This window comes from Arthrobacter sp. LT660 (genome assembly GCF_056172845.1).
In genome coordinates this window covers 1,785,384-1,806,339 of the sequence record NZ_CM149651.1, presented here as the reverse complement: position 1 = coordinate 1,806,339, position 20,956 = coordinate 1,785,384, and the positions used below count along the sequence as shown (strand labels likewise).

General features: G+C 70.5%; 20 protein-coding genes and 2 pseudogenes. 11 read left to right on the top strand and 11 right to left on the bottom strand.

Translation table 11 applies throughout. From position 1 onward, the window contains the following. Positions 1-158 precede the first annotated feature (158 nt). Positions 159-551: a PLDc N-terminal domain-containing protein gene (locus tag AC0QSG_RS08365; RefSeq protein WP_475375033.1), complete on the bottom strand. Its 393-nt coding sequence runs from the start codon at positions 549-551 to the stop codon at positions 159-161. A gap of 54 nt (positions 552-605) precedes the next feature. Here AC0QSG_RS08365 and AC0QSG_RS08360 point away from each other — a divergent pair, with 54 nt between their 5' ends. Continuing rightward, on the top strand, positions 606-863 hold the full coding sequence (locus tag AC0QSG_RS08360) for a DUF4229 domain-containing protein (RefSeq protein WP_475375032.1): 258 nt from the start codon (positions 606-608) through the stop codon (positions 861-863). A gap of 51 nt (positions 864-914) precedes the next feature. Here the strand turns inward: AC0QSG_RS08360 and AC0QSG_RS08355 are convergent, their stop codons facing one another. The 3 genes from AC0QSG_RS08355 to AC0QSG_RS08345 all read right to left on the bottom strand — a co-directional run bounded on the left by AC0QSG_RS08355 (position 915) and on the right by AC0QSG_RS08345 (position 3,959). After that, the gene (locus AC0QSG_RS08355; protein WP_475375031.1) at positions 915-1,805 is read right to left on the bottom strand and encodes a 1,4-dihydroxy-2-naphthoate polyprenyltransferase; all 891 of its coding nucleotides are present in this window, start codon (positions 1,803-1,805) and stop codon (positions 915-917) included. A 66-nt stretch (positions 1,806-1,871) separates the two neighbouring features. Beyond that, positions 1,872-2,999 (bottom strand): AMP-binding protein, encoded by a 1,128-nt coding sequence (locus tag AC0QSG_RS08350; RefSeq protein ID WP_475375030.1) that lies wholly within the window; start codon positions 2,997-2,999, stop codon positions 1,872-1,874. A 6-nt stretch (positions 3,000-3,005) separates the two neighbouring features. Continuing rightward, positions 3,006-3,959 (bottom strand): 1,4-dihydroxy-2-naphthoyl-CoA synthase, encoded by a 954-nt coding sequence (locus AC0QSG_RS08345; protein ID WP_475375029.1) that lies wholly within the window; start codon positions 3,957-3,959, stop codon positions 3,006-3,008. Between the two features lie 155 nt (positions 3,960-4,114). Here AC0QSG_RS08345 and AC0QSG_RS08340 point away from each other — a divergent pair. Next, positions 4,115-5,499, top strand: a protein-coding gene (locus AC0QSG_RS08340; RefSeq protein ID WP_475375028.1) for an IS3 family transposase whose coding sequence is annotated in 2 segments (ribosomal slippage) — positions 4,115-4,433 and positions 4,433-5,499 — 1,386 coding nt in all. Because the reading frame shifts where the segments join, the coding sequence is not laid out codon by codon here. A gap of 36 nt (positions 5,500-5,535) precedes the next feature. On the opposite strand, the gene AC0QSG_RS08335 is transcribed toward AC0QSG_RS08340, so the two are convergent. Beyond that, complete coding sequence (locus AC0QSG_RS08335) at positions 5,536-5,973, bottom strand: VOC family protein (RefSeq protein ID WP_475375027.1); 438 nt, start codon at positions 5,971-5,973, stop codon at positions 5,536-5,538. A 107-nt stretch (positions 5,974-6,080) separates the two neighbouring features. On the opposite strand from AC0QSG_RS08335, the pseudogene AC0QSG_RS08330 reads away from it, so the two are divergent. Together AC0QSG_RS08330 and AC0QSG_RS08325 are read left to right on the top strand one after the other, a co-directional pair. Further along, a pseudogene (locus AC0QSG_RS08330) lies at positions 6,081-6,520 on the top strand (amino acid permease); the annotation flags it as partial. Beyond that, positions 6,492-6,650, top strand: a complete 159-nt coding sequence (locus tag AC0QSG_RS08325) for a hypothetical protein (RefSeq protein ID WP_475377350.1) — start codon at positions 6,492-6,494, stop codon at positions 6,648-6,650. The pseudogene AC0QSG_RS08330 and the gene AC0QSG_RS08325, both read left to right, overlap by 29 nt. Here the strand turns inward: AC0QSG_RS08325 and AC0QSG_RS08320 are convergent. After that, positions 6,647-6,904, bottom strand: coding sequence for a PaaI family thioesterase (locus AC0QSG_RS08320; RefSeq protein ID WP_475375026.1), 258 nt, complete (start codon positions 6,902-6,904; stop codon positions 6,647-6,649). The genes AC0QSG_RS08325 and AC0QSG_RS08320 overlap by 4 nt on opposite strands. A 33-nt stretch (positions 6,905-6,937) precedes the next feature. Here AC0QSG_RS08320 and AC0QSG_RS08315 point away from each other — a divergent pair, with 33 nt between their 5' ends. Then, positions 6,938-7,429, top strand: a complete 492-nt coding sequence (locus AC0QSG_RS08315; RefSeq protein WP_475375025.1) for an SRPBCC family protein — start codon at positions 6,938-6,940, stop codon at positions 7,427-7,429. A 208-nt stretch (positions 7,430-7,637) separates the two neighbouring features. Here AC0QSG_RS08315 and AC0QSG_RS08310 read toward each other — a convergent pair. Beyond that, positions 7,638-7,931: pseudogene (locus tag AC0QSG_RS08310) on the bottom strand (MFS transporter); the annotation flags it as partial. A gap of 156 nt (positions 7,932-8,087) precedes the next feature. Here AC0QSG_RS08310 and AC0QSG_RS08305 point away from each other — a divergent pair. The 5 genes from AC0QSG_RS08305 (at position 8,088) to AC0QSG_RS08285 (ending at position 13,328) form a co-directional block, all read left to right on the top strand. Beyond that, positions 8,088-9,311, top strand: coding sequence for an acetyl-CoA C-acyltransferase (locus AC0QSG_RS08305; RefSeq protein ID WP_435727198.1), 1,224 nt, complete (start codon positions 8,088-8,090; stop codon positions 9,309-9,311). Positions 9,312-9,386: 75 nt separating this feature from the next. Then, complete coding sequence (locus AC0QSG_RS08300) at positions 9,387-10,130, top strand: enoyl-CoA hydratase/isomerase family protein (protein WP_475377294.1); 744 nt, start codon at positions 9,387-9,389, stop codon at positions 10,128-10,130. Then, positions 10,127-10,996 carry a 3-hydroxyacyl-CoA dehydrogenase family protein gene (locus tag AC0QSG_RS08295; protein WP_435727196.1) on the top strand — a complete coding sequence of 290 codons (870 nt, stop codon included), beginning with the start codon at positions 10,127-10,129 and terminating at the stop codon, positions 10,994-10,996. The genes AC0QSG_RS08300 and AC0QSG_RS08295 overlap by 4 nt, the downstream gene beginning before the upstream one ends. Positions 10,997-11,018: 22 nt before the next feature. After that, positions 11,019-11,717, top strand: coding sequence for a tyrosine-protein phosphatase (locus tag AC0QSG_RS08290; RefSeq protein ID WP_475375024.1), 699 nt, complete (start codon positions 11,019-11,021; stop codon positions 11,715-11,717). A gap of 48 nt (positions 11,718-11,765) precedes the next feature. Beyond that, positions 11,766-13,328 carry an insulinase family protein gene (locus tag AC0QSG_RS08285; protein WP_475375023.1) on the top strand — a complete coding sequence of 521 codons (1,563 nt, stop codon included), beginning with the start codon at positions 11,766-11,768 and terminating at the stop codon, positions 13,326-13,328. Here AC0QSG_RS08285 and AC0QSG_RS08280 read toward each other — a convergent pair. Then, complete coding sequence (locus tag AC0QSG_RS08280; protein ID WP_475375022.1) at positions 13,325-14,038, bottom strand: GDSL-type esterase/lipase family protein; 714 nt, start codon at positions 14,036-14,038, stop codon at positions 13,325-13,327. The genes AC0QSG_RS08285 and AC0QSG_RS08280 overlap by 4 nt on opposite strands. 354 nt (positions 14,039-14,392) lie before the next feature. Between AC0QSG_RS08280 and AC0QSG_RS08275 the strand changes: the two genes are divergently transcribed. Continuing rightward, complete coding sequence (locus AC0QSG_RS08275) at positions 14,393-15,388, top strand: NAD-dependent epimerase/dehydratase family protein (RefSeq protein WP_475375021.1); 996 nt, start codon at positions 14,393-14,395, stop codon at positions 15,386-15,388. Positions 15,389-15,427: 39 nt separating this feature from the next. On the opposite strand, the gene AC0QSG_RS08270 is transcribed toward AC0QSG_RS08275, so the two are convergent. The 3 genes from AC0QSG_RS08270 to AC0QSG_RS08260 are packed head-to-tail and all read right to left on the bottom strand — an operon-like array spanning position 15,428 to position 20,840. Next, positions 15,428-17,821 (bottom strand): GNAT family N-acetyltransferase, encoded by a 2,394-nt coding sequence (locus tag AC0QSG_RS08270; protein ID WP_475375020.1) that lies wholly within the window; start codon positions 17,819-17,821, stop codon positions 15,428-15,430. Next, the gene (locus AC0QSG_RS08265; RefSeq protein WP_475375019.1) at positions 17,818-19,182 is read right to left on the bottom strand and encodes a lysine N(6)-hydroxylase/L-ornithine N(5)-oxygenase family protein; all 1,365 of its coding nucleotides are present in this window, start codon (positions 19,180-19,182) and stop codon (positions 17,818-17,820) included. The genes AC0QSG_RS08270 and AC0QSG_RS08265 overlap by 4 nt, the downstream gene beginning before the upstream one ends. Further along, a complete protein-coding gene (locus tag AC0QSG_RS08260) occupies positions 19,179-20,840 on the bottom strand; it encodes a pyridoxal phosphate-dependent decarboxylase family protein (protein ID WP_475375018.1) in 1,662 nt (553 codons plus the stop codon). The genes AC0QSG_RS08265 and AC0QSG_RS08260 overlap by 4 nt, the downstream gene beginning before the upstream one ends. Between the last annotated feature and the right edge of the window lie 116 nt (positions 20,841-20,956).

The window sequence follows — 20,956 nt, the reverse complement described above, 5'->3', positions numbered from 1 at the left end:
CGCCGCGGCCGTCGTGAGCGGCTTTGCGGGAGACCGGCCGCAGAAGGCCTAGTCAGGGCACCGGGTGCGTCCAAAGGTTGCTCAGGGAGGGTCAAACCCGCTCACGAAGGTCCGGGTGCGTGCCCGGGCCCGGCGCGTTCCAGGGTAATCGGGGTGGGCTACTTCTCGGCCGGGGGATCCTGCGGAGCGTCCTTGTCCCTGTCCTCGTGCTCCTTGGCTTCCGTCTCCTTGCGGCGCAACTCCTCGTCGCGGGCCCTCATGCGGCGCTGGCGTTCAAGGTCCCGGAGGAAGTCGGCGTCGTCGTCGGGATTCGAGGGACGGGGGGCGGGCCGCCCCGGATTCCGTCCCGGAACCCCGGGATCGCCGTACCGCGGTCGCCCCAGCCAAAACCACAGGCCGGCACCGATCAGGGGCAGCAGGATGATGGACAGGATCCAAGCGGGTTTTGAGATGCTCCGCACGTCGTGGGCGGGCGTGCGAATGCACTGGATGAGCGCGTAGATCGTGATGGCGAGTGCTACGAGAGCCGCCACGATGATGTTCCTGACCATCTTCACAGTCTAGTGAAGAACCTGGGAACCGGCTGCCCACCGTAGAATTGGCTCGTGCAGTTTCTCAAGTACACCGCCCTGCGGTTCGCCCTGTTTTTCATCGTCTTCGTCGCACTCGCGTGGGGCCTGGGCCAGAACGTGTGGCTCGCGGCCGCCGTCGCCATGGTCGTGGCCTTCTGCCTGGCGTATCTGTTCTTCAACAAGCTCCGCGTGGAGGCCGCCGCGGACCTTCGCTCCCTGCTGTCCGGACGGCGCCGCCGCAAGGGATCCGTGGAGTTGGACGACGAATCGGCGGAGGACCGCCTGCAATAGGCGTGGTCCGTCCTCACGACCGAACCACGTCCGAGCTATGGCCCGACCGAGCTACGGGCGCAGCACCACCGTGATGGCCAGCGCCACGGCGAAGAGCGCGGCGTACGCCAGGTTGATCATGCCCGTCTGCTTGAGCACGGGGATGAGCGACTTCCGGTCGCGCCCCCGCAGCATCGTCCAGGAGGGCATGAGGCACAGCGGGGCCACCAACAGCACCAGCATCAGCCACGGGTAGTCGGCCACCAGCAGCAGCGGCAACAGCAGCGCCAGCGTTAGCATGAGCACAAAGCCGATCCGGGCGCCGTCGTCCCCCAGCCGCACGGCGAGCGTCATCTTGCCGACCTCGCGGTCCGTGGGGATGTCGCGCACGTTGTTGGCCATCAGTAGCGCGGTGGCGATCAGCCCGGTCGCGCAGGCGCCCACCCAGGCGGGCGGGGAGAGTTGGAGCGCCTGCGTGAACGTGGTTCCCAGCGTGGCCACCAGCCCGAAGAACAGGAAAACGAAGATCTCGCCGAGCCCCAGGTAGCCGTATGGATGCCGGCCTCCGGTGTAGCCCCAGGCGGCGGCGACGGCGGCGATGCCCACCAGGATCAGCGGCCAGGCGCCGGACACCAGGATCAGAATCCCGCCCGCGACCACGGCCGCGCCGAAGCACAGGAACGCGGCCGCCTTCACCAGGGCCGGCTTCGCGGCTCCGGAGCCCGTGAGCCGCAACGGACCCACCCGCACGTCGTCGGTGCCGCGCACCCCGTCCGAGTAGTCGTTCGCGTAGTTCACGCCCACCTGCAGCAACAGTGCGACGGCGGCCGCCAGCAGTGCGCGCCCCCAGTGAACCTGGCCGTCGATCTCGAAGGCGGCCGCCGTGCCGATGACCACGGGCGCAACGGCCATGGGCAGCGTGCGCAGTCGTGCGCCTTCGAGCCATTGGGCGGCAGTGGCCACGGCGGCGTCCTCTCGGTGGGGATGGGGTCGCCCCCTATTCTTCCCCGGCACGGGCGCACGGGGAAATCAGGCGCCTGCCGACTCGCCCGTTCCGCCCAGGAGCCCAACGGCCCGACGGCGGTCCGGCTTGCCGTTGGTCAGCAGCGGGACGGCATCGGCGCGGTGGATCCGCCGCGGCACGGCGGCCGCGCCGAGCTCCGAGCGGACCGCATCCGCGATGGCCGCGTCCTCCGCGTCCCCCACGACCAGGGCCGCGACGGCGGCACCCCACTCGGCGTCCGGCACACCGACGACGAGGGCGTCCCGGACACCCGGAACGGCCTCGACGACCCGCTGCACGGCGCCGGCGGAAACCTTGATTCCCCCGGTGATGACGACGTCGTCCGCGCGCCCGTGCACCCTCACCCCCGCGGCGTCGACATCGCCGAGGTCCTCCGTGCGGAACCAGCGCACGCCGTCGTCGTCCGTGCGAAAACGGGCCGCGGTCAGCTCCGGGTCGCCGAGATAGCCGCCGGCCACGACGTCGCCGCCGAGCCACAGCCGGCCGTCCTCCTCGCGCGCCCGGACGCCCGGCAGCGGCACGCCGTCGTACACGCACCCGCCGCAGGTTTCGCTCATGCCGTAGGTCAGCCGCACGCGCAGTCCCTGCCGCCGCGCCTCCTCGCGCAGGGCGTCGGGGGCGCGTCCGCCGCCGAGCAGGATGGCGTCGAAGCGGCGCAGCGCGGCGAGCGTCCCCGGCTCGGGATCGGCGAGGAGCCGTCGCAGCTGCGTGGGCACCAGGGAGGTGAGGCGGACGCGGTCGGTCATCTCGCCCGCCGCGTCGGCGAACGCGCGCGCGGTGAACGACTCGCCGGCCGCCATGGCCCACGGACGCGTTCCGGCGTAGAGGCTCCGCGAGAGCACGGACAGGCCGGCCACGTAGTTCAGCGGGAGGGCGAGCAGCCACTGGCCCTCCACGCCCAGCTCCAGTGCGGTCGCCATGGAACTCGCCGCCAGCGCGTCCACGGGCAGGATGGTGCGCTTGGGCGTCCCGGTCGAACCGGACGTCCGCACGACGGCGGCCGTCTCCTGGGGCGCGTCGGCCGCGGTCTCCACGCGGTAGCCGTCGGGGCCGGCATCGGCCAGCAGTTCGACGCCGGGGCCGGCCCCGTTCAGCGCGGCCGAGAGCGCGGCCAGGGCGGGGTCGAGGTTCATGCCGGCCTAGAAGTAGTAGGGGTGGTTGGACCAGTCGGGATCGCGCTTCTGCAGGAACGCGTCGCGCCCCTCGACGGCCTCGTCGGTCATGTAGGCGAGCCGGGTGGCCTCGCCGGCGAAGACCTGCTGGCCAGCCAGGCCGTCGTCGGCCAGGTTGAAGGCGAACTTGAGCATGCGGATCGCCTGCGGGGACTGCCGCGCGATGTCCGCGGCGTATTCGAGGGCCACTTCCTCGAGGCGTTCGTGCTCCACCGCCTCGTTGACCGCCCCCATGCGGACCATGTCCTCGGCGGAGTGCTCGCGGGCGAGGAAGAAGATGGAGCGGGCGTTCTTCTGGCCCACCTGGCGGGCCAACAGGGCCGACCCGTAGCCGGCGTCGAACGATCCCACGGTGGCGTCGGTCTGCTTGAACCTGCCGTGTTCGCGCGAGGCGATGGTCAGGTCGGAGACCACATGCAGGGAGTGCCCGCCCCCGGCGGCCCACCCGTTGACGACGGCGATAACCACCTTGGGCATGGTGCGCATCAGCCGCTGAACCTCGAGGATGTGCAGGCGTCCGGCGCGGGCCGGGTCGATGGTCTCGGCCGTGTCGCCCTCGGCGTAGCGGTAGCCGTCGCGTCCGCGGATGCGCTGGTCGCCGCCGGAGCAGAAGCTGTGGCCGCCGTCCTTGGGCGAGGGACCGTTGCCCGTGAGCAGAACGGTCGCGACGTCGGGGGTCATGCGGGCGTGGTCCAGGGCCCGGTAGAGCTCGTCCACGGTGCCCGGGCGGAAGGCGTTGCGGATCTCCGGCCGGTCGAACGCGATGCGCACGGTGGGGAGGTCGCGGACGTGGCGCCCGTCGGCGTCGCGCTCCACCTGCCGGTGGTAGGTCATGTCTTCGAAGTCGAAGCCCTCGACGACCCGCCAACGGGTCGGATCGAAGATGTCGGATACCTGCTCGGGGAGGGTGTCTGCGCTCATCACCCTCCCGATGATAGCCGCGGCGGCCCCCTACGTGTCAGGCTGGAGCGGTACCAGGGTGACATAGCAAATCAGCTCGATCGCGTAGGGCGAGAATCAGGAAACCGATCAACGTGTCTAATCTAGTTCTGGCCGATGTGGGCCACGATGGATCCATGAGTAGTTCCGGACCGCGTGCCGGTGGACCGACCCCGCGACGGTCGTTCAGCCCCGCGCAGAAGCTCGAGTTTTTGACCCGGTACGAGGACGCCTGCACCCGTCAGGGAGGTGCTGCGTTCCTGCGTGAACAAGGTTTGTATTCCTCCCAGATCGCCGAGTGGCGCAGGCTGCGCGATGCTGGCGTGCTGGCCGGCAAGAAAGCTGGCGAAACCGTGGGGAAGCTCTCTGCGGAGCAGGTGGAGATCGCCAGATTGCGCCGCCAGTTGGGGGTGAGCGAGAGCCGGTTGAAGCAGACCGAGGCAGCCTTGGACGTGATGGGAAAACTCTCGGCGTTCTTCGAGAACGCCATCGCGGAATCGCCGGACGAACCGAAACCCAAGAAGAAATGACCGGGGCCTACCGACTGTTGGTGCAGACGGATATGCCGACGCGGCGGGCCGCGGCTCTGGTCGGGCTCTCGCGCACGACGATCTACCGCAAGCCCGCCGCACCGGTGGACCAGGCCCCGGTGGTGCCGCCGAACAGGCTCAGCGATGCGGAGCGCGCCGAGATTTTGGCGGCGTTGAATTCCCCACGGTTTGTGGACCTGGCACCCCTGCAGGTCTACGCGAAGCTGCTCGAGGAGGACATCTACCTCGGGTCGGTCTCCACGTTCTACCGGGTGCTCCGGGAGAACCGGCAGGTCGCCGAACGCCGCCGGCTGGCCAAGCACCCGGCCCGGGCCATCCCGGAACTGGTCGCCACCGCCCCTGGCCAGGTGCTCAGCTGGGACATCACGAAGCTAGCCGGACCGGTGAAGGGCAAGTACTTCGACTGCTACCTGATGGTGGACATCCATTCGAGGTTCATCGTCGGGGCGCATGTGCACGCCACCGAATCCGGGATCCTCGCGGTGGAGATGATGAAGGAGATCTTCGGTATCCACGGCGTCCCGGAGGTCGTGCATGCGGACCGCGGCACGTCCATGACCTCCAAAACGGTGGCCGCGCTGCTCTCGGACCTGGAGGTCACCCGATCCCACTCCAGGCCCCGGGTGAGCAACGACAACCCTTACTCGGAGTCGATTTTCAAGACCATGAAATACGGGCCGACGTTCCCCGAGCGCTTCGGCTCACTAGGCGATGCCCGGGCGTTCATCAGCGGCTTCGTGGATTGGTACAACCACCACCACCAGCACTCCGGGATCGGGCTCCACACCCCGGCGAACGTGCACTACGGCTTCGCCGACTCGGTCGCCGGGAAGCGTTCGCAGACACTGGCCGCGGCCCGGGCCAAACACCCACACCGATTCAACACCGCCACCGACCCCAAAATCCTAGCCCTGCCCGGGCCAGCATGGATCAACCAACCAACCGAAACCACCGAAAAGCCAGCAGCCTAACTCACCTTGGTACCGCTTGACTTGAAAAATTCCGGCCTAGCCGAAGCAGAACTCGTTGCCCTCCGGATCCCGCATGGTGTGCCAGTGGAACGGTCCCTGGCTCTCCTCGTAGGGGAACGTCGCCCCGCGGGACTCCAGCGCCGCCCGCAGCTCGTCCCTGTCCCCGCCTTCCAGGTTCATGTCCCAGTGGACGCGGTTCTTGACGGTCTTCGGTTCGGGGACCTCCTGGAAGAGGATGCGCTGGCGCGGCTTCCGGCCAAGCTGCTCCGTGGGGCAGATCGCCGTGCCGAGACGCCACACGAGTTTCCCGTTGTATTCGCGGGTGTCGGCATCGGTTGCGTGCCCCCGCGCGATCATGTCGCGGACGAACGACTCCTCGGTCGGTTCGACGCTCCACCCCAGCGTCTCGGCCCACCAGAAGGCCTGGACGTGCGGATCGCGGCAATCGACGGTCATCTGGATGTTGAGTCCCATGGGAAAACGCTACGCCCGAAATGGATGAAGATACCCAAAAAGGAGAGCCGCGTGGAGAACCCCCAACGCGCACTCGCGCCCGGGGCCGCCCCTCGGCACCACCATGTCTCCACGCCGGAGGCGCCGGTCAGCTCCCCGCGCTGATCCACTCCTACGCCGGCGCCGGTGTGATCGCGTACTTCCTGATGCCGGCGTTGGGCGAGCTCATCATGTACCGGCAGAGCTCCGGCTCCTTCGTCAGCTACGCGGGCGAGCTCTTCGGCGCCAAGGCCTTCGCCGAGTTCGAGTTCTGGGCCTCGTAGGTCGCGGACGTGATCTTCGCCTACAACGCGATCGAACTTGTCGGCATCACGGCCGGCGAAATTGAACACCCGGCCCGCGAGGTGCCGCGCGCATCGTCGTCTTCTACGTCGGCTCCGTCACCCTGCTGGCCACGCTGCTGCCCTGGGACCAGTACAAGGCGGGCGAAAGCCCGTTCGCGACCGTCTTCGACCAGCTGGGCTGGGCCTGGATCGGCGATGTCATCAACTCCGTGGTCACCGCGGCGCCCGGCGACCGGCGAGATCTTCCCGCTGGGCCCCTACACGGTCGTCTGCGTGCCGGTGATCGCCCTGGCCCTGTGGATCGGATGGCGCCGGGTGCGCGGCAACGCGCCGGCCAACGAGTTCTACTCCTAGCGGTCCCCGGGGTTCCGCAGCGCGAAGAGCGACGCCGTGGCGGTTGCGAGGATGCGGCCCTCGCCGTCGCGCACCTCGCCCGCGGAGACGGCGGTGGACCGGCCGTGGTGCTCCACGCGTCCGACGGCGGTGATGGTGCCGGATTGGGACGTCATCGGCCGCCGGAAGCGCACGTGCAGGCCGTGCATGGTCTCCACCTTGTTGCGGAGCTCCTTCGAGGCGGTTGACACGTCGTTCGCGGTAGCGGGTTCCATACGGACGATCGTAGCGGCGGGTAGGCTCCCGGCATGGAATCGTACGAAACGCGGCAGGACGTCGACGCCACTGCGGACACGGTGTGGGGAGTGCTGGTCGACGGCGCCCGGTACGACGAGTGGGTTCCGGGAGTGGTCGACGTCGAGGGCGACGTCGCCGACGGCCAGACCATCCGGCTGCTCACCGGCGATGACGCGCGTGACGTGACCGTGCGGATCTCCGCCGCGACCAACAGGCGACTGCTGCGGTGGGAATCGGGGGCCCCGCTGGGGATGTACACCGACCTTCACGCGTTCGAACTGGCCGAGACGCAGTTTGGTTGCACGGTGGTCCTGACCCGGGAGCTGCTGGGCCCGCTCGAGGGTCTCCTGGGCCGCGCGACGGAGGATGCGCAGGGGGAAACCGAGGAGCTGGCGAAGGCCCTGCGGGCCGCCGCGGAAGCGCGCGAGGGCGGATCGCCCGCGCCGGTCTCGGAAGGCGGGCCGGAGCCCATCACGGGCGAACCGCCGACCACGCCCGCATAGGAGCCGACCACGCCCGCGTAGGAACCGCGGGCGTGGATGGCGACGAAGCCGATCACGCAGGCAGCCATCATGTAGACGGCCGGGAACAGCAGGAAACCGGTGTCGGCGATGACGGCCTCGTTGACCATCGCCGCCGTGCCCCCGAACAGGGCCGTGGCGATGTTGCAGGTGATGGCGAAGCCCGCGAAGCGCACGTGGCACGCGCCAGCCCCAGGCCATCATGGCGTCGATCGGGGGAGTATTCGGCCATGAAGGTGGCCGCCCCGCCGTACTCGCCGCCGGTGGAGAAGCCCTGCACCATGCGCAGCAGGACCAGCAGGACGGGGGCCCAGAGCTCGATCTGGTCGAAGGTGGACAGGATGCCGATGGCGAACGTCGCGACGGACATCAACACGATGGTGGCGGCGAGGATCGTCTTTCGGCCCAGCCGATCGCCGAGCGGTCCCCAGACGAGCCCGCCCAGGGGGCGCACCAGGAAGGAGATCGCAAAGGTGGCGAGCGCGAATCGGTCAGCTGACTAGGTTACGGGGGGTGCCGCGGGAGGGTCAATTTGTGCGGCGGTCCGCCGCGTGGGTTGACCGGCGGGCGGGACGGTGGGAATGTATTAGTGACCGATTGGTCGGTAAATGGTCGCGTCGACGACACAAGAGGAGTTTCAATGACCGAGGCATTCCTGGTGGGCGGAGCCCGCACACCCGTCGGACGCTATGGCGGGTCCCTGAGTTCGGTACGCCCGGACGACCTTGCCGCGCTGGCCATCCGGGCCGCCGTCGAGCGGGCCGGCATCGACCCGGCGCTGGTCGACGAGGTCGTCTTCGGCAACGCCAACGGCGCCGGCGAGGAGAACCGCAACGTCGCACGCATGGGGTGGCTGCTCGCCGGATTCCCGGACAGCGTCCCCGGCATCACCGTCAACCGCCTGTGTGCCTCCGGGATGAGCGCGATCACGATGGCCAGCCACATGATCAAGGCGGGGGCGGCGGACATCGTCGTCGCCGGCGGCGTCGAATCCATGTCCCGCGCCCCGTGGGTCATGGAGAAGCCGGACAAGGCCTTCGCCAAGCCCGGCGCCACGTACGACACGTCCATCGGCTGGCGTTTCCCCAATCCCGCCTTCCTGTCCGGCGAGTACTCCCGCGACGGCAAGGCCACGTTCTCCATGCCGGAGACCGCCGAAGAGGTCGCCCGGGTCTTCAACACCTCCCGGGAAGACTGCGACGCCTTCGCCGTCCGGTCCCACGAGCGCGCGATCGCCGCCATCGAAGCCGGCCGTTTCGCGGAGGAGATCGTGCCCGTCACGGTCAAGGGGCGCAAGGGCGCCGAGACCGTCGTCGACACCGACGAGGGCCCGCGGGCGGGCACCACGCTGGAGGTCCTGTCCGGTCTGCGCCCGGTCGTCAAGGGCGGTTCCGTGGTCACCGCCGGCAACGCCTCCACGCTGAACGACGGCGCGTCCGCGATCATCGTGGCCTCCGAGGCCGCCGTGGAGAAGTACGGACTGCGGGCACGCGCCCGGATCCTCGACGGCGCCTCAGCCGGCGTCGCCCCCGAGATCATGGGCATCGGCCCCGTGCCCTCCTCGCGGAAGGTGCTGGAACGGACGGGCCGCGGCGTGGGCGAGCTCGCCGCCGTCGAACTCAACGAGGCTTTCGCCTCGCAGTCGCTCGCCTCGATGCGCGAGCTCGGGCTGGACCCGGACATCGTCAACAACGACGGCGGGGCGATCGCCCTCGGGCACCCGCTCGGCTCCTCGGGGTCCCGGATCGTCATCACCCTGCTCGGCCGCCTCGGGCGCGAGGCCCCGGGCGCCGGGCAACTGGGTCTGGCCACGATGTGCGTCGGCGTCGGGCAGGGCTCGGCGCTGCTCGTGGAGTCGGTCTAGGTGGCGGACGACGGCGGCGCCCGGCCGGAGCCTGGGCCGTTCACCACGCTGCTGGTGGAAGAACGCGAAGACCGGATGCTGGTGCGGCTGCACCGCCCCGAGGTCCGCAACGCGATCGACCAGGCGATGGTCGACGAGCTCCACGCGGTGTGCGCGCATCTCGAGCGGATTCCCAAGATCCTGATCCTCGCCGGCGCGCCCTCCGACGCGGACGCGGGGACGAAGGGGATCTTCGCGTCCGGCGCGGACATCGCCCAACTACGCGAGCGCCGCCGCGACGACGCGCTCGCCGGCATCAACTCCGGGATTTTCGAGCGGATCGCGAAGCTGCCGATGCCGGTGGTTGCGGCCCTGGACGGGTACGCGCTCGGCGGCGGCGCCGAGCTGGCCTACGCGGCCGACTTCCGGATCGGGACCCCGGAACTGCGGATGGGAAACCCGGAGACCAACCTCGGCATCATGGCCGCAGCCGGGGCGACCTGGCGGCTCAAGGAGCTCGTCGGGGAACCGCTGGCCAAGGAGATACTGCTGGCGGGCAAGGTCCTCAAGGGCGAGGACTGCCTGCGCGTCGGTCTCGTCACCGAGCTCGTCCCGGGCGACGCCCTGATGGACGCCGCGCACGCGCTCGCGGACCGGATCGCCGCCCAGGACCCGCTGGCCGTCAGGGTCTCCAAGGCGGTGTTCCACGCCCCCCGCGGGGCGCATCCCGTCATCGACACCCTGGCCCAGGGCATGCTCTTCGAGTCCCAGGCGAAGTTCGACCGCATGCAGGCGTTCCTGGACCGCAAAACCACCGACCGGAAGAAGAGCCAACCATGACCGACCACCGACGTTCCGCCGATCTCCCCGCCCGCGTCGGGGTCCTCGGAGGCGGGCGCATGGGCGCCGGCATCGCCCACGCCTTCCTGCTCAACGGATCGCACGTCCTCGTCGTCGAACGCGACGAGGCGGCGGCCGAGGCGGCGCGAGAGCGGGTCGAGTCCGCGGCCGCGAAGTCGATCGAGCGCGGTGCGACCGACGCGAACCTGGACGAGATGGTCTCGCGCCTCGAGGTCGGCGTGGACTACGCGGGCTTCGCCGACCGCCGGCTCGTCGTCGAAGCCGTGCCGGAGGACTGGGACCTGAAGGTCGCCGCGCTGCGCGGTGTCGAGGAACGCCTCGACGCCGACGCGTTTTTGGCCTCCAACACCTCGTCCCTCTCCGTGGACGGCCTGGCGGCGGAGCTGGCGCGTCCTGCCAATTTCCTGGGGCTGCACTTCTTCAACCCCGTCCCCGCGTCCACGCTGATCGAGGTGGTCCTCGGCAAGGCGACATCCGGTGTGCTCGCCGACGCGGCCCGCGGCTGGGTGGCCGCCTTGGGCAAGACCGCCGTCGTCGTCAACGACGCCCCCGGCTTCGCGTCCTCGCGCCTGGGCGTGGCGATCGCCCTGGAGGCCATGCGGATGGTCGAGGAGGGCGTCGCGTCCGCCGAGGACATCGACAACGCCATGGTCCTGGGCTACAAGCACCCCACCGGCCCGCTGCGGACCACGGACATCGTGGGCCTCGACGTGCGCCTGGGGATCGCCGAGTACCTGCACTCCACGCTCGGGGACCGTTTCGCGCCGCCACGGATCCTCCGGGACAAGGTCGCGCGCGGGGAGATCGGCCGGAAGGCCGGCAAGGGCTTCTTCGACTGGAGCTGAGCCTGCGTGGCACAGTAGCCCCATGGAACGGGTGGACTGGGACGGCGCGGTCAACGCGCGGCACGTGCTGGGCGACCTGTACCGGATGGGCCGGAGCGAATGGCTCACCGAGCGCGGGTGGCGACAGGCGTACGACGACGGGATCCGCACCGTCATCGACCTGCGCAACGCCGGCGAGCGGACGCGCCGCCCCACCGACCCGGCCGTGCCGGACACGGCGCGCGCCGGGATCACGGTCGTCCACGCGCCCACGGAGGAGCCGGGCCACGCGGAGTTCACGGCGCTCGCCGCGCCCTATCTGAACCATCCGCGGCACTACCCGGCCAACCTGCGCTTCTTTCCGGACAGGATCGCCGGCGTCGTCCGCGCGCTCGCCGCCGCGGAGGGCAACGTGGTCATCCACTGCTCGGCCGGCCGGGACCGCACGGGACTGGTCGTGACACTCCTGCTGCTGCTGGCGGGCCGCCGCGACCTCGTCGAGCCGCAGTACGACGCCGGTGCGCGCGGCATCAACGACTGGCACCGCGTCAGCCCGGTCAGGCATCCCCACGAACGTCATCTCGCCGAGGCGGAGTTCGAGCCGTTGCAGCGCGAGCGCGTCCGGGCGCTCGCCGATTTCGCCGACGGGCTCGCGGTGGAGGAGTTCCTCCTCGGGCAGGGCTGCACGACGGCGGAACTCGCCGCCGTGCGCCGACTCCTCGCAAGCCCGCCGGAACGCTAGGCTAACGTCACGAATCACCGCGCTACGGCCTGCCATCCAGGAGAGACCATGACATCGACCGCACCCGTTCAGATCAACAGGACCGAGATCGACGGTGTGCCGGTCTATTGGGCCGAAGCCCCGGGGCGGCTCGAGGCGTCCCTCTATTTCCGCGTCGGGGTGCGGGACGAGTCCTTCGCGACCGCGGGCCTTGCCCACCTGATCGAGCACCTTGCCTTCACCCGGCTACCCGCCATCAAACACGACCACAACGGCCAGGTGGAATTGGGTCTCACCACCTTCACGGCGGCTGGGCGCCCGGAAGCCATCGCCACGACCCTCGCGGATCTTTGCGGATCCTTGGCGGAGATCGCGGCCGGCGACATCGACCCGGCGGTACTCGCCAACGAGGTCCAGGTTCTGGCCGCCGAGGGGTCGCTTGCCGTGCCGCCGGCGATCGGCGAAGCGCTCACGCTACGTTACGGTCTCGCGGGACCAGGGCTGGCCTCGGCCGAGCCGGTGTTTGTGGAGCGCATACTCCCGGGTGAGGTGGCCGAGTATGCTTCGCGCTACTTCACGCGGGGCAATGCCGTGCTGGTTCTCTCCGGACCGCCTCCTGAGGGACTGCGGCTGCCCCTGCCCGAAGGCGGCCCCATGCCATGGGTGAGGACGCCGGTTGTCCCCCTCGCGTTCCCGGCGGAGTACATGTCCGGTGGTGACAACCTTGTGCTTTCGTTCGCCATCCCGGGTGCCGGGACGTCGCTGGTCGGCGCGACCACCGTGCTCGGCAAGGTGTGGGGCGACCGCGTCAGGACAACCTTGCGGCGCGGGCGGGGGCTCGTCTACGACGTGGAGATTGACTACGTCTCCCTGGACGCCGAGACGGCCGTCGCCATCGCCAGCTTTGAACTCAAGCCCGCAAACGCCGTGGTCGTCGCGCGCGAAGCCCTTGCCATGCTCCGGGACATCCGTGACAACGGCATGACCCCCGAGGAGCTTGCCGATGCGCTGGCGCCTCTAGTAGAGGCCGGCGAGGATCCGCAATTGGCGGTGTGGGACGCCACCGAAGAAGCGATGGTGCGGATCGGGGCAGGCTTCGGCCCGCCCCACGAGCAGCTTCTGGCCGGGGCCGGCTCCGTTACGGGCGGGGATCTGGCCCTCTGCCTGTCGGATTTGGAATCGACATTGCTCGTTGGTCTGCCCGAGGATTCCGTTCCCGAGGAGACAGGGCCGGAGGGGGTACTGTACCCGGTGACGCAGCACCGGCCGGCCGATATCGGCGCGGGGACGGAGTATCGCCGGGGCCTCCTGGGCGCGGTGGTCATGAAGGTGCCGCGCGACGTCCGCCTCACCGTGGCAGAGGAGGGCCTACGCATGTTCGGCGAGGACGAGGCCCGTGCGTATCGGTGGGAGGACATCGCCGGCATCGCGTGGGATGCCCCCTCGGAGCCGGGCGCGGAGCCGGACTCCTGCACCGTGATTGGTCGGGACGGCTTCATCGTGGCACTGGTGGCGGGATGGTTCCGCCGCGGAGACCGAGCGCTGAAGGAAATCGCGTCCAGCGTGCCCTCACGTGTGCAGTACACCGATTCTAAGGCCGCCGCGGAAGGACGGGGGACCGGCGGTTCCTAGCGGCCCAGCTTGCCGATGTTGACCTTGCTGCGCACCGCCGGAAGGTAGCCCTCGAGGTATCCCTCGCTCGTCGGGTGCAGGCTGTCCGGGTCTCCGGGGCCTTCGAAGGCGATCCACGGGTCCGCCGAGCCCAGCCCGTGTCCGGCGAAGCGGTGCGCCACCGGGACGAACTCGACGTTGTCGGGGCCCGAGACGCCGGCGCGGATCGCGGCGTTGAGGTTGTCCACGCCGCCGTTCACGATGGCCGCCGTCTGGGCATCCACGAGTCCCGGGACCCCAGACGGTGCGAAGAGCCGCGGATAGCCGAGAACCAGGACCTTGGCGCCGCCGCCGGTAGCGCCGGCCACGACCTCCACGGACTGTCTCACGTTGGAGCTCACCACCGGAAGCTGTGCCTCGGCCGCTCCGACCGCGGCGAAGCAGGTCGGGGTCGCGGCGGGGGTGCATGCCGCCAGCAAATCGCCGAGACGGAGGTCGTTGCCCCCGATGGTCAGCGTCACCGATTCGGCCTGCGACAGCGCTGCGGCAACCCCCGGGTCCTGGGCGACAGCCGCGAGCCCCGTGGTCGTCAGCCCGCCGCACGCGGCGTTGGCGAGCAGGTTCACGCGCGGCATGGCGTCCAGTCGGGACACGTGGTCCGGGCCAGGTCCCTTCAGGCACGGCGTGGCGGCAACGGACGGGAGGGCGTGGCGGAATGGTGACGGACGCATGGCGTGCCTTTCGTCGGGCGCCCGTGCGGTATCCGGTCTCGGTGGCGCCGTGTGCTGGCCGGATGCCCGGCGCGGCGGTGGAAGTGGCGCGCTTCGCCGTGCCTCCGGGGGCGGCGTGGCATCCGTCCCAATCGGCCCCCAATACGGCCGTTCCCAGCGCAGATCCCGTTCCCCACGGGGTCCCGTGCGCCCATGCTACGGCCGCCGGGCCGCGGGGGGGGGGGGGGGGGGGGGGGGGGGGGGGGGGGAAGTGCGCGGAGGGCCCGGCCGAGGCTGCATCCCGACGCCGGGTGAGGCTTCCGCGGATCGGAAGCGACTTGCCAGAACACGTGCCGGGGGAGTTGGCTGGAGCCTATGGCAAAAATCCTCATCCTCGGCGGAACCCAATGGCTCGGCCGAACCGTTGCGACGTTGGCACTGAACGACGGACACGAGGTTACCTGCCTGGCGCGCGGCATCTCGGGCGATTTCCCCTCCGGCGTCGAGGCCGTCGTCGCCGACCGCAACGAGGCGGACGCCTACGCGCAGCTGGCCGGACGGAGCTGGGACCTGGTCGTCGAACTCACCAGGCTCCCGTCCCACGCCCGGGCCGCCGTGGAGGCGCTTTCCCCGACAGCCGAGCACTGGGCGTTCGTCTCGTCCTGCTCGGTCTACGCCAGCCACGCCAAACCGGGCGTCACCGAGTCCGCACGATTGCTGCCCGCGCTGGAGTCCGGGGAACCCTACACGGACGAGAAGTACGGCGAGGCGAAGGTGGGCTGCGAATGGCTGACCGTCGCCAGCCGCGGAAACGCCGCCCTGCTGGTGCGGGCCGGACTCATCGGGGGGCCGGGCGACCCGTCCGGGCGAACCACGTATTGGCCCCTGCGCTTCGCGTCCGGACGCAATCCCGTCCTCGTGCCGGACGACACCGGGGACCAGCGGTACGTGCAGATCATCGACGTGCGCGACCTGGCGGCCTTCATCCTCGAGGCGGGTCTGGCGGGCCGGGGCGGACCGGTGAACGCGGTCGGCGCCGAAATGCCGTTGGGCGATGTCTTGGCCAGCGCGGAAAGCGCGGCGGGCTTCCACGGCGAGACCCGGGCCTACCCCCTCGCTTCCATGGAGGACGACGGCGTTGCCCCCTGGGCCGGTCCGCGCTCGCTTCCGCTGGTGCTGCCGGGCGGCAACGACTACGCGGGCTTCGCCCGCCGCGCCGACAAGCGCGCGCTGCGTTGGGGTCTGGTCCGGCGCCCCCTCGCCGCCACGTTCGCCGACGTCGTGGACGGGGAACCACGGTTGGACGACGTGGTTCCCCGCTCCGGGCTGACGGCGGAGCAAGAGGCCGAACTCATCGCCCGTCTCGGCTGATCGCCGGCGGCCGAACCACGGCCGCGGCGGGCCGCCGGGTCAGGAGCGGCGGCGCCCGGCCAGCGGGTTCTCCAGCGTCCCCGCGTAGATCAGTCCCGCCGCGGCGTCCGCGATGTCCAGCATGGCCTGGTTGTTGCGCAACTGCAGGCGGTTCAGGCAGGAGAGCCGGAACCGTTCGTCGAAGAGCCCGAGCGCGTCGAACTCGGCCTCCAAATCCGGATGCCGCGCGCGGTAGGCCTCCAGCCGCTCCGCGGCGGCGCCCCAGAACCCGTCGGCGTCGACGATCCCCTCGCGCTCCAGGAGCGGGGCCAGGAAACGCAGGAAGCAGTCGAACACGTCCGTGAAGATCGAGAGCGCCCGTTCCTCGTCGGCCACGTGGGCGCGGATCCGCGAGACGTTCTCCGGCAGCGGCGTCCGGTCTCCGAGCACGGCGGCCTCCTCCGCCAGGTCCTTGAGGAGCATCCGGTCCGGGACGCCGTCCCGCAGCACCATGATGACGTTCTCCCCGTGCGGCATGAACACGAGGTCGTGCGCCACGAGGCAGTGGACCAGCGGCACGAGGTAGGCGTCGAAATAGCGCTGAAGCCATTGCGGCCCCGTCAGCCCGGAACGCCGCACCAGCGCCGCCGCGTAGGAGCGGCCCTCGGCGTCGACGTGGAGCAGCGACGCCATGGTCGCGAGGGATTCGCCGTCGTCGATCCGGTCCGCGGGGGATTCGCGCCAGAGCGCGGCCAGCATCTTCCGGTACGCGGACGCGGGATCCGTGGCGGCGTGGAACAACGGGTTGAAGTACCCGACCGCGGCGACCTCCCGAAGCAGCTCGACCCGCCGTTCCCGCAGTTCGGGATCCCCGGCAACCAGGGCGTCGAGCCACTCGTTGATGGCCGGCGTCGCCTCCATGTACTTGGCCGAGAGTCCGCGCAGGAACCCCATGTTCAGGACCGACAGCGCGGTCTTCACGTAGCGGCGCCCGGGGGCGCTGCGGTTGAAGAACGTGCGGATGGACTGTTGGGGCTGGTACAGGTCCGCCCCGGGTCCCAGGTGGACGAGGTGCCCGTAGGCAAGGTCCCCCGCGAACGTCACCGCGAGCCGGTTCTCCCATTGCCACGGGTGCACCGGCAGGAACAGGTAGTCCGCGGGGTCCAGCCCCGTTCCGGCGCAGGCCGCGGCGAGCCGGTCCCGGAAGCCCCGGACAGCGTCGTCCCCGAGTTCCTCCTCCAGGAGCCGGGCGTTGTCCAGCCCGACGACGGAGGAATAGGCGGCGCGCGAGGCGTGCGCGGCGACCCACTCCAGACGCAGGGCCGAACCGGTTTCCGGAGCGAAGTCGAGGTAGTCTCCGGCGCCGAGCCCCAACCGCCCGTTGTTGGCCACGAAGCACGGGTGCCCCTCGGTCATGGCGGCCTCGATCCGCTGAAAATCAGCCAACGTATCTCCCGTTCCGGCGGCGAGTTCCGCCGCCGTGGCCGTGGAGTGCAACTGCTTGTAGCAGTGCCCGGCCAGGGTGCTGCCCAGTTCCTCGAGGTAGACGGGTAGCTGGTCGTCGGACAGGCCAAGGACCCCCCGGAAGTCGAGGATGAACTCCTGGACATCGGGGGTTGCGGCGGCGCCGCCGCGTTCGCAACGGATCGAGGCCGAATCGATGGCCCAGTGCCGCAGAGGATGGACCGTGGCGGCGAAGCGGTAGGCGGCGGGGCCAGCCTCGATCAGCCAGCTGCCGTCGGGCTGTTCGTCCGGCGACAGGAGGCGTTCGTGGCTGAACTCGGCGATGGCCTTGGCCAGCACGTGCCGGTTCGCCGCGGCCCAGCGTTCGGGGGAGAGGTGCGCCGCCACGGTGGACGGGCGGCCGGTGGCCTCGGAGAAGGAGCGGCGGTCGCAGAAGGACAGCTGCGCGGACTTCGCGGGCGTCCCGGGGCCGGCGGGAAGCTCGAGACGCCCCTGCGGCCGGAACCCGAGCCGGGCGTTCAGGGCCTGCACCGCGGAGTTGCGGACATCCGGCTCGACGACGACGCGCAGCACACCCGGGTCGGCGAACACGTGTGCCAGCGAGGCCTCCATGGCGGCCACCCCGAAGCCGGGTTTGCCGCCGTCGGCGCCGGGGTCCGGCAACAGCAGGTGGATGCCCGCGTCGCCGTCGCGCCAGGCATACAGGCCGGCGAGCGAGGAGTGCTGCGGAGCGTAGGTCTCCAGCAGGAAGGCCGGCCGGCCGCCGCGCAGGGCGATCAGCGCTTGGTGGTGCGGGTCGGCGTCCATGCGGCGGTGCTCGTCGCGGACGTCGTCCAGCGAGGCGTCGGGCATCCCCCAGAAGCGCGCGTGTTCCGTCGCGATCCAGGAGTGCAGCAGAGATGCGTCGGCGTCGGCGTCCACGGGTCGGAACGTGAACTCCGTGGCGGCAACGGCGTCCCGGGCGGGGCGGGTTTCGGTCTGGACGGTCATCGGGTGGCCTCCTGGAGGTCGGGTGTTGTGTGGTGTGGGCGGGCGGGCCCGTCCGTGGCGATCGACGGCGACCCGAACTCCTGGAAGCCGATCCGGCGTTCCACCCGGAAGTGTTCGCGCCCGGCCAGCCGGTTCAGGATGACCGCGTTGCGGTAGGCGCCCATCCCCAGATCCGGGGCGGTGAAGCCGTGGGTGTGCAGTTCCGCGTTCTGGACCATGATGTCGCCGTGCACTCCGGCGCCGTAGGCGCGGTCGATGTCCAGGCGGCCGTCCGGCAGGCGGCGGAGGCGCTCGCCGATTCCGTCGAGGAACTCCGGGTCGCGGTGGCGGTAGCCGGTGGCGAGGACCACGGCGTCGGCGTCGAGATGGTGCGCGCCGCCGTCGTCCGTGTTGCGCAGCCCCAGCCGCAGGGCGGGCGCGCACGCCGTCCCGGGACCGACGGGCTCCAGGGACTCGAGAGTGGTGGAGGCCATGATGCGCACCGGGGCCGCGCCGGAGACGCTGCGCTCGTACAGGAGGTCGTGGATGCGGTTGATCAGGTCCGCGTTGATGCCCTTGTAGAGGCCCTTCTGGCTGGCCGCCAACCGGTCGCGGGTGGGCTGCGGCAGCCCGTGGAAGTGGTCGATGTAGTCCGGGGACGTCATCTCGAGCGTCAGCTTCGTGTATTCGAGCGGGAAGAAACGGTCCGAGCGCGTCGCCCACGACAGTGTCTGCCCCTCGCCGAGGTTCTCCAGCAGGTCCACGAAAACCTCGGCGGCGCTCTGACCGCTGCCGACGACGGCGAGGCGGGACGCGGCACGAAGCCTCGTCCGGTGGCCGCGGAAGTCGGAGGAGTGGATGGCCGCACCGGAGTCGAGCGCGGCCGCCGGAACCGCGTCGGGAAGGTGCGGCGTGGTGCCCGTGCCGAGGACCAGGTTGCGGCAGCGGATGGTGTCCCATCCGTCGACGGTGCGGACACCCAGGCGGTACACGCCGGCGTCGTACGCGCAGGTCTCCACGCTGTGCCCGAAGCGCACGCCCGGAAGTTCCGCCGCCGCCCAGCGCAGGTAGGCGTCGTATTCCGCGCGCAGCGCGTAGAAGTCCTCGCGGATGTAGAACGGATAGAGCCGGCCGACGCGCTTGAGGTAGTTCAGGAAGGACAGGCGGTGTGTGGGGTCCGCGAGGGTCACCAGGTCCGCCATGAACGGGACCTGGAGGCGAGTCCCCTCCAGCATCATGCCGGGGTGCCAGGAGAACGATTCGCTGGCATCGAGCACCAGCACGTCGAGGTCGGGGACGTTCTCGGCCAGCGCGGCGAATCCCAGGTTGAAGGGGCCCGCGCCGATTCCGACGGCGTCGTAGACGCGGTCGGCGGCGCTCATGCCCGGTCTCCGGCCGTGGCGCCGGGAGCGGGCTGCTTCACTGCGGGCGCATCGGCCGCGGCTACCGTCGTTCGGCTGTTCCCGCACGCGACGACGGCCGCGAGGATAGCCTCCACGTCGGCGAGGGTGGTGCGCGGGTTCAACAGAGTCAGTTTGAGGTGCCGGCGCCCGGCAAGGGTGGTCGCGGCGACCATCGCCTCGCCGGAGGCGTGCAGATCGCGGCGAATGCCGTCGTTCAGCTCGTCGAGGGCGCGGGCATCGGCGTCGTTCGCCGGATCGTTGGTGCCGCCGCCCGCGGTCTCCCCACCGGCGGCGCACGGGGGCGCGAAGCGGAAGACGACCGTGCTCAGCTGGACAGGCGCCGCGAGTTCCAGCGAGGGGCTGGCCGCGACCAGCGTTGCCGCCTCGGCGGCGAGGTCGACCACCTCGTCGAACAGGGCGCCGATGCCCTCCGCGCCGATCGTCCGCAGCGTGACCCAGAGCTTGAGCGCGTCGAAACGCCGCGTGGTTTGCAGCGACTTGTCCACCTGATTGGGGACGGCGCCGGCCTGGGCGGCGGGGTTGAGGTAGTCCGCGTGGTGGGTGATGTGTGCGAAGGCGTCGCCGTTGCGCACCAGCAGGGCGCTGGAGCCGATCGGCTGGAAGAAGGACTTGTGGAAGTCGACCGTGACGGAGTCAGCCAGTTCGATTCCGTCCAACAGGTGGCGGCGTCGCCGGGAGACGAGGAGCCCGCAGCCGTAGGCCGCGTCCACATGGAACCAGGCCCCGTGTTCGGCGGCGAGGGCGGCGGCGGCGCCCAGGGGATCGATGGCTCCGAAGTCCGTCGTCCCGGCGGTCGCGACGATCGCCATGGCCCGGGTGCCCGCCGATCGTCCGGCGTCCAGCGCCGCCGCCAAGGAGCCGGCGTCCATGCGGTGCGCGTCGTCGACGGGCACGGAGACCACCGCGTCTTCGCCCAGGCCGAGCATGGAGGCCGCCCGGACGACGCTGAAGTGGCTTTCCTCCGACGCGTAGATGCGCAGGACGCCGAGCCGGGAGGGGAGCGGGCCGGTGCCGTCCGCCACCGCGTGGTTCCGTGCCAGCAGGAGCGCCTGCAGGTTGGACTGCGTGCCGCCGCCGGTGAAGATTCCGTCCGATTCGCCGCCGAAGCCGATGAGGCCAGCGGCCCAATCCACCAGGCGCCGCTCGATGAGCGTGGCGCCGGCGCTCTGGTCCCACGTGTCCATGGACGAGTTGATGCTGGTCACCAGCGCCTCCGCCGCGACCGCCGGAATGGCCACCGGGCAGTTCAGGTGGGCCGCGTAGCGCGGGTGGTGGAAATAGACGGCGTCGCGCAGGTAAAGCTCCGCGGTCTCGGTGAGGGCGTCGCCCGTGGAGCCGAGCGGATCCGCGAGGTCGACGGCGTCCACCAGTCGCTGCAGCTCAGGCGCCGTCCGGCCGGTGCTCGGGGCGGCGGCATCGGCGATGGCCCGGGCCGCCAGCAGCGTTGCCGCCTGCGCCTCGGCGACGTACGTGCCGGTGGTCTCGCCGGAGAGCAGGGCTTCGCTGGCGGTGAGGGTTTCCGTGGAGAGGAAACGGGCCTCGTCGCGACGCGTGGCCGTCGGGCCGCCGGTGTGGCCGCCCGAGGTGCGGTGGGCCGCGGTGGTGGAAGTCTTCATCCTGCTCCTCGTAGTAGGTTGATGAGGCTGGCCTAACAAGGAGTCATTAAAGGCACATAATCGGCACGTAATACAAACCGAGTCATGGGATCGACTCGAGTAGTCGCGGTGCACCA

What these genes read in the sequence shown, in the direction of transcription:
- AC0QSG_RS08280 (WP_475375022.1), bottom strand. Translation starts at nt 14,038, where the DNA reads ATGCGTCCGTCACCATTCCGCCACGCCCTCCCGTCCGTTGCCGCCACG.
- AC0QSG_RS08300 (WP_475377294.1), top strand. Translation starts at nt 9,387, where the DNA reads ATGCTGGTGCGGCTGCACCGCCCCGAGGTCCGCAACGCGATCGACCAG.
- AC0QSG_RS08315 (WP_475375025.1), top strand. Translation starts at nt 6,938, where the DNA reads ATGGAATCGTACGAAACGCGGCAGGACGTCGACGCCACTGCGGACACG.
- AC0QSG_RS08320 (WP_475375026.1), bottom strand. Translation starts at nt 6,904, where the DNA reads ATGGAACCCGCTACCGCGAACGACGTGTCAACCGCCTCGAAGGAGCTC.
- AC0QSG_RS08295 (WP_435727196.1), top strand. Translation starts at nt 10,127, where the DNA reads ATGACCGACCACCGACGTTCCGCCGATCTCCCCGCCCGCGTCGGGGTC.
- AC0QSG_RS08285 (WP_475375023.1), top strand. Translation starts at nt 11,766, where the DNA reads ATGACATCGACCGCACCCGTTCAGATCAACAGGACCGAGATCGACGGT.
- AC0QSG_RS08265 (WP_475375019.1), bottom strand. Translation starts at nt 19,182, where the DNA reads ATGAGCGCCGCCGACCGCGTCTACGACGCCGTCGGAATCGGCGCGGGC.
- AC0QSG_RS08290 (WP_475375024.1), top strand. Translation starts at nt 11,019, where the DNA reads ATGGAACGGGTGGACTGGGACGGCGCGGTCAACGCGCGGCACGTGCTG.
- AC0QSG_RS08365 (WP_475375033.1), bottom strand. Translation starts at nt 551, where the DNA reads ATGGTCAGGAACATCATCGTGGCGGCTCTCGTAGCACTCGCCATCACG.
- AC0QSG_RS08325 (WP_475377350.1), top strand. Translation starts at nt 6,492, where the DNA reads ATGTCATCAACTCCGTGGTCACCGCGGCGCCCGGCGACCGGCGAGATC.
- AC0QSG_RS08350 (WP_475375030.1), bottom strand. Translation starts at nt 2,999, where the DNA reads ATGAACCTCGACCCCGCCCTGGCCGCGCTCTCGGCCGCGCTGAACGGG.
- AC0QSG_RS08270 (WP_475375020.1), bottom strand. Translation starts at nt 17,821, where the DNA reads ATGACCGTCCAGACCGAAACCCGCCCCGCCCGGGACGCCGTTGCCGCC.
- AC0QSG_RS08305 (WP_435727198.1), top strand. Translation starts at nt 8,088, where the DNA reads ATGACCGAGGCATTCCTGGTGGGCGGAGCCCGCACACCCGTCGGACGC.
- AC0QSG_RS08275 (WP_475375021.1), top strand. Translation starts at nt 14,393, where the DNA reads ATGGCAAAAATCCTCATCCTCGGCGGAACCCAATGGCTCGGCCGAACC.
- AC0QSG_RS08260 (WP_475375018.1), bottom strand. Translation starts at nt 20,840, where the DNA reads ATGAAGACTTCCACCACCGCGGCCCACCGCACCTCGGGCGGCCACACC.
- AC0QSG_RS08335 (WP_475375027.1), bottom strand. Translation starts at nt 5,973, where the DNA reads ATGGGACTCAACATCCAGATGACCGTCGATTGCCGCGATCCGCACGTC.
- AC0QSG_RS08345 (WP_475375029.1), bottom strand. Translation starts at nt 3,959, where the DNA reads ATGAGCGCAGACACCCTCCCCGAGCAGGTATCCGACATCTTCGATCCG.